5 protein-coding genes are annotated in these 6,311 nt (G+C 66.9%); all 5 read left to right on the top strand.

The features are described 5' to 3' along the window. The first annotated feature begins 1 nt into the window (after position 1). A complete protein-coding gene (gene exbD / locus DNK34_RS24235; protein WP_131175600.1) occupies positions 2 to 427 on the top strand; it encodes a TonB system transport protein ExbD in 426 nt (141 codons plus the stop codon). After that, a complete protein-coding gene (locus DNK34_RS24240) occupies positions 424 to 1,164 on the top strand; it encodes an energy transducer TonB (protein WP_131175599.1) in 741 nt (246 codons plus the stop codon). The genes exbD and DNK34_RS24240 overlap by 4 nt, the downstream gene beginning before the upstream one ends. 361 nt (positions 1,165 to 1,525) lie before the next feature. Beyond that, entirely contained in the window at positions 1,526 to 2,452 is a 927-nt protein-coding gene (locus DNK34_RS24245; RefSeq protein ID WP_131175598.1) for a hydrogen peroxide-inducible genes activator, read from the top strand. Between the two features lie 9 nt (positions 2,453 to 2,461). After that, a complete protein-coding gene (gene recG / locus DNK34_RS24250) occupies positions 2,462 to 4,537 on the top strand; it encodes an ATP-dependent DNA helicase RecG (RefSeq protein ID WP_131175597.1) in 2,076 nt (691 codons plus the stop codon). 95 nt (positions 4,538 to 4,632) lie between these two features. Beyond that, entirely contained in the window at positions 4,633 to 6,039 is a 1,407-nt protein-coding gene (locus tag DNK34_RS24255; protein ID WP_131175596.1) for an aminoacyl-tRNA deacylase and HDOD domain-containing protein, read from the top strand. Positions 6,040 to 6,311: the final 272 nt, after the last annotated feature.

Below are 6,311 nucleotides of genomic sequence, written 5' to 3' on the forward strand. Positions count from 1 at the left end.
CATGGGTCTGCATCTGAACGAAAACGGGGACGATCTCCAGGAAAGCCACGAGATCAACGTCACCCCCTTCATCGACGTCATGCTGGTCCTGCTGATCATCTTCATGGTCGCGGCACCGCTGGCCACGGTCGACGTGAAGATCGACCTGCCCGCCTCCAGCGCCAAACCGGCGCCACGCCCGGACAAGCCGATCTACCTGACCATCAAGGAAGACAAGAGCCTGTACCTGGACAATGACCAGGTGCAGCCGGCCCAGCTGGGAGCGGAACTGGACAAACTGACGCAGACCGACAAGGACAAGACCATCTTCGTGCGCGGCGACAAGGGCGTGGAATATGGCGACCTGATGGAAGTCATGGATAACCTGCGCAGCACCGGCTACCTGAAAATAGGCCTGGTGGGCCTGGAGACGGTCGGCGCGCAATGAAGAACTCCAGCCGTACGTTCTCCTGGTTCGGCAGCCTGGTCGTCGTGGTCGGGCTGCACGTCGGCCTGTTCCTCTGGGCCATGTACTGGCGCCCACAGGCCATCCCGGTGGAGCTGCCGCCAGCGGCCATGATCGTCGAACTGGAACCGGTTCCCCCGGCCGCGCCCAAGCCCGCGCCGCCACCACCGCCGGAAGTGGTTCCGGAAGAGCCGGAGCCGCAGCCCAAGCTGGTCGAGGCGCCGAAACCGACGCTGGCGGTGACACCGCCCAAGCCGAAACCCAAGCCCAAGCCGAAACCGCCGAAACCCAAGCCACCGGAGCCCAAGCCGCCGGAGCCCCAGGACGAGCCGCCGGATGATGCGCCGCCAGCGCCGCAGGCGCCTGCCGAAGCCAAACCGGCCGCCCCGCAGCAGGCGCCCGTCAGCTCGCCCAGCCAGGCGGAAATCACCTGGCAGAGCAAGCTGCTGACCCACCTGGCCAAGTACAAGCGCTATCCGGAAGACGCCCGGCGTCGTGGTCTCGAGGGGGTCAATCGGCTGCGCTTCGTGGTCGATGCCAATGGCAAAGTGCTGTCCTATTCGCTGGTCGGCAAATCCAGCAGCGCGTCCCTGGACCGGGCGACGCTGCAGATGATCCGCCGCGCCCAGCCGCTGCCGGTGCCGCCGGCGGAAATGCTCAAGGACGGCAGCATCGAGATCGTCGCCCCGTTCATCTACTCGCTGGAACGCAAGCGCTGAAGCTGGCGGCGTTTGCGCCGCCAGCGACCGCAAGCTCAGGCACAAGCCCACGACCAAGCAGATAAGGTTCTTGCAGGAGCAGAGGGCGCCCACGGAAGGGCGGCAAACCGCCGCCCGTGTAGGCGCGACCTCGGCGCGATGCGATCGTGGCCATTGCACAAATCGTGTCACGGCCGCCAATCGCCGCGGGGTCGCGGCGCCTACAGGGCCAGGGCAAACCGTCGTTTTGCGGGCCCTTGCGGCTTGCAACACCCCCGCCTGAAACCCATAGCATCAAAGCAACCCCTGGTCAGGTCGCTTCCATGGTTGGTTACAGGGAAGACAGCCGCTATGCTTGGCTGCATCTCAATGGACTAAGACTATGACCCTAACCGAACTGCGCTATATCGTGACCCTCGCCCAGGAACAACATTTCGGCCGGGCCGCGGAGCGCTGCCATGTCAGCCAGCCGACCCTGTCGGTGGGCGTGAAGAAGCTCGAAGACGAACTCGGCGTGCTGATTTTCGAGCGCAGCAAGAGCGCGGTGCGCCTGACCCCGGTCGGTGAGGGCATCGTCACCCAGGCGCAGAAGGTGCTCGAGCAGGCCCAGGGTATCCGCGAGCTGGCCCAGGCCGGCAAGAACCAGCTGGCCGCCCCGCTGAAGATCGGCGCCATCTATACCGTCGGCCCCTATCTGTTCCCGCACCTGATCCCGCAGTTGCACCGGGTCGCCACGCAGATGCCGCTGTACATCGAAGAAAACTTCACCCACGTGCTGCGCGACAAGCTGCGCACCGGCGAGCTGGACGCGATCATCATCGCCCTGCCCTTCCAGGAAGCCGACGTGCTGACCAAGCCGCTGTATGACGAGCCCTTCTACGCCTTGCTGCCGGCGGATCATCCGTGGACGGCGATGAAGACCATCGACACCAAGCTGCTCAACGACAAGAGCCTGCTGCTGCTCGGCGAAGGCCACTGCTTCCGCGACCAGGTGCTGGAAGCCTGCCCGACCCTGCGCAAGGGCGGCGAGGACAGTGCCAAGCACACCACCGTGGAATCCAGCTCGCTGGAAACCATCCGCCATATGGTCGCCTCCGGGCTCGGCGTATCGATCCTGCCGTTCTCGGCGGTGGACAGTCACCACTATGCCCCGGGCGTCATCGAAGTGCGTCCCCTCAGCGCTCCGGCACCGTTCCGCACCGTGGCCATCGCCTGGCGCGCCAGCTTCCCGCGGCCCAAGGCCATCGAAGTGCTCGCCGACTCGATCCGCCTGTGCTCGGTCGCCAAACCCCAGACCTATACGGCCTGAGGCCCGATCATGAGCGAGCTGTCCACGGTTCCGGTCACCGAACTCAAGGGGGTCGGCGCGGCGCTGGCCGAAAAGCTCGCCAAGGTCGGCCTGGAAACCCTGCAGGACGTGCTGTTCCACCTGCCCCTGCGTTACCAGGATCGCACCCGTATCGTGCCCATCGGGGCCCTGCGTCCGGGCCAGGATGCGGTGGTCGAGGGCATCGTCGCCGGCGCCGATGTGGTCATGGGCCGGCGCCGCAGCCTGCTGGTGCGCCTGCAGGACGGCAGCGGCACCCTGAGCCTGCGTTTCTATCACTTCAGCAATGCGCAGAAGGAAGGGCTCAAGCGCGGTACCCAGGTGCGCTGCTACGGCGAGGTACGCCCCGGCTCCTCGGGGCTGGAGATCTACCACCCCGAGTACCGCGCCTTGTCCGGCGCCGAACCGATCGCCGTGGAACAGACGCTGACGCCGATCTACCCGACCACCGAGGGCCTGACCCAGCAACGCCTGCGCCAGCTCAGCGAACAGGCCCTGGCCCGACTCGGCCCGCGCAGCCTGCCGGACTGGCTGCCCGAGGAACTGGCCCGTGACTACCAGTTGCGCCCGCTGGATCAGGCCATTCGTTACCTGCACCGGCCACCGCCGGACGCCGATCTGGAAGAGCTCGCCGAAGGTCGCCACTGGGCGCAACACCGCCTGGCCTTCGAGGAACTGCTGACCCATCAGCTGTCCCTGCAGCGCCTGCGCGAAAGCGTGCGCGCGCAGCAGGCGCCGCCCCTGCCCAAGGCCAGGCGCCTGCCGCAACTGTTCCTGAACAACCTGGGCTTCCAGCCCACCGGCGCGCAACAGCGGGTCGGCGCGGAAATCGCCTACGACCTGAGCCAGAGCGAGCCGATGCTGCGCCTGGTGCAGGGCGACGTCGGCGCCGGCAAGACGGTGGTGGCGGCCTTCGCCGCCCTGCAGGCCATCGAGGCCGGCTACCAGGTGGCGCTGATGGCGCCGACCGAGATTCTCGCCGAGCAGCACTTTCTCAACTTCAGCAAATGGCTGCAGCCCCTCGGTCTCGACGTCGCCTGGCTGGCCGGCAAGCTCAAGGGCAAGGCCCGCGCCGCCGCGCTGGAGCAGATCGCCGCGGGCGTGCCCATGGTGGTCGGCACCCATGCCCTGTTCCAGGACGACGTGCGCTTTGCGCGCCTGGCCCTGGCGATCATCGACGAGCAGCACCGCTTCGGCGTGCAGCAACGCCTGGCCCTGCGCCAGAAAGGCGTGGGCGGACGGCTGTGCCCGCACCAGTTGATCATGACCGCCACGCCCATTCCGCGCACCCTGGCCATGAGCGCCTACGCCGACCTGGATACCTCGATCCTCGACGAGCTGCCGCCGGGACGCACCCCGGTCAACACCCTGCTGGTGGCCGACAGCCGGCGCCTGGAAGTGGTGGAGCGGGTACGTTCGGCGTGCACCGAAGGGCGCCAGGCCTACTGGGTCTGCACCCTGATCGAAGAGTCCGAGGAACTGACCTGCCAGGCCGCCGAAACCACCTACGAAGACCTCGCCGCCGCGCTGGGCGGCCTGCATGTCGGCCTGATCCACGGGCGCATGAAAGCCGCCGAAAAGGCCGCGGTGATGGAGCGCTTCAAACAGGGCGAGCTGCAGCTGCTGGTGGCCACCACGGTGATCGAGGTGGGCGTCGATGTGCCCAACGCCAGCCTGATGATCATCGAGAACCCCGAGCGCCTGGGCCTGGCCCAGTTGCATCAGTTGCGCGGCCGGGTCGGCCGCGGCAGCGCCGCCAGTCACTGCGTGCTGCTCTATCATCCGCCCCTGTCGCAGCTGGGCCGCGAACGGCTGGGCATCATGCGCGAAACCAGCGATGGCTTCGTGATCGCCGAGAAGGATCTGGAGTTGCGCGGCCCGGGCGAGATGCTCGGCACTCGACAAACCGGGCTGCTGCAGTTCAAGGTAGCCGATCTGATGCGTGATGCGGATCTGCTGCCGGCCGTTCGCGATGCCGCCCAGGCGCTGCTGGAACACTGGCCGCAACATGTCAGCCCGCTGCTCGAACGCTGGCTGCGTCACGGTCAACAATATGGGCAAGTGTGAGCCAGTGCACAGGACGATGGTCGGCCAACGGGCCGTATCGTTAGCTTGCTGGTTATACTCGGGGAACTGCGCCCCCATTTACGCCGGAACTCGTCATGACTGAAGTTGCCATCGCCTCCGACACCTCACCGCAACCGCCGGCGGTGATCCTCCAGTTGCTCGAGAAGCTCGGCCTGAGTTATCAGGTGCGCGCCGAGCATCCCGGCCTGCCCGCCGCCCAGCGCGTACAGACGGTGCTGCTCGACGACGCGGTCGGCGCGCTGCTGGTGCTCTTCCCGCAGAGCCAGTTGCTCGACCTCAACCGCCTGGCCGAACTGACCGGGCGCAAGCTCACCGCGGTGAAGCCGGAACGGCTGGAGCGCATGCTCGGCAAGCACCGGTTGCGCGTCCTGCCGGGCCTGCCGGCGCTGACCAGTTCGCCCTGCCTGTACGACGAACGGTTGCTGGATGTGCCCAGCCTGTTCATCCAGTCCGGCGAGCCCGGCGTGCTGCTGGAACTGAGCGTCGAGACCTTCAAGAGCCTGCTGAGCAAGGCCAGCGCCGCCCGCTTCGGCGAACCGCTGAGCAAGGTCAGGCCCAACCTCAACCGTCCCGACGACGACCGCGCCGAGATCGACCACGCGGTGCAGGCCTTCACCGCGCGGCGTATCCAGCAGCGGCTGGAAGAAACCATCGAGATTCCGCCGCTGGCGGAAACGGCGCAGAAGATCATCAAGCTGCGGGTCGACCCGAATGCCACGGTGGACGACATCACCGGCGTGGTCGAAACCGACCCGGCCCTGGCCGCCCAGGTGGTGAGCTGGGCGGCCTCGCCCTACTACGCCGCCCCCGGCAAGATCCGTTCGGTCGAGGACGCCATCGTGCGCGTGCTGGGTTTCGATCTGGTGATCAACCTGGCCCTCGGCCTGGCGCTGGGCAAGACCCTGAGCCTGCCGAAGGATCAGCCCCAGCAGAGCACGCCCTACTGGCAGCAGGCGATCTACACCGCCGCGGTGATCGAAGGGCTGACCCGGGCCATGCCGCGCGCGCAACGCCCGGAATCCGGGCTGACCTACCTCGCCGGCCTGCTGCACAACTTCGGCAATCTGGTGCTGGCCCACGTGTTCCCGCCGCACTTCTCGCTGATCTGCCGGCACCTGGAGGTCAACTCGCACCTTTCACACAGTTATATCGAACAGCACCTGCTGGGCATCAGCCGCGAGCAGATCGGTTCCTGGCTGATGCGTTACTGGGACATGCCCGAGGAGCTGGCCATCGCCCTGCGCTTCCAGCACGACCCGAGCTACGCCGGCAATCATGCCGCCTATCCGAATCTGGTCTATCTGGCGGTCGGCCTGTTGCGCAATCACGGCATCGGTTCGGGCCCACAGCGCGAGATTCCGCAGAGCCTGCTGGACAGCCTGGGCATCAGCCGGGAAAAGGCCGAGGAAGCGCTCGCCAAGGTGCTGGCCGCCGAAGTCGCCCTGCGTGACCTGGCGACCCAGTTCGGCTCGCCGCACTGACGCAGCCATACGGTTCAGGCCAATGCCGAGCAGATAAGGTTTTTGCAGAAGCCCAGAAGAGCGGCAAACCGCCGTCCGGGTAGGAGCGTCGACCTCGGCGCGATGCGCTGGCGGCCATGCCGCAAAATCGCGGTATGGCCACAATTCGCCGCGGGGGCGCGGCTCCCACGGGATCGCGGCAAACCACCGACCGTGTAGGAGCGTCGACCTCGGCGCGATGCGATGGCGGCCATCCCGCAGAATCCGTGGCGTGGCCGCTATTCGCCGCGGGG

Origin of the sequence: Phytopseudomonas dryadis (genome assembly GCF_004327355.1) — a bacterium.
Taxonomy (GTDB): Bacteria; Pseudomonadota; Gammaproteobacteria; order Pseudomonadales; family Pseudomonadaceae; genus Aquipseudomonas; species Aquipseudomonas dryadis.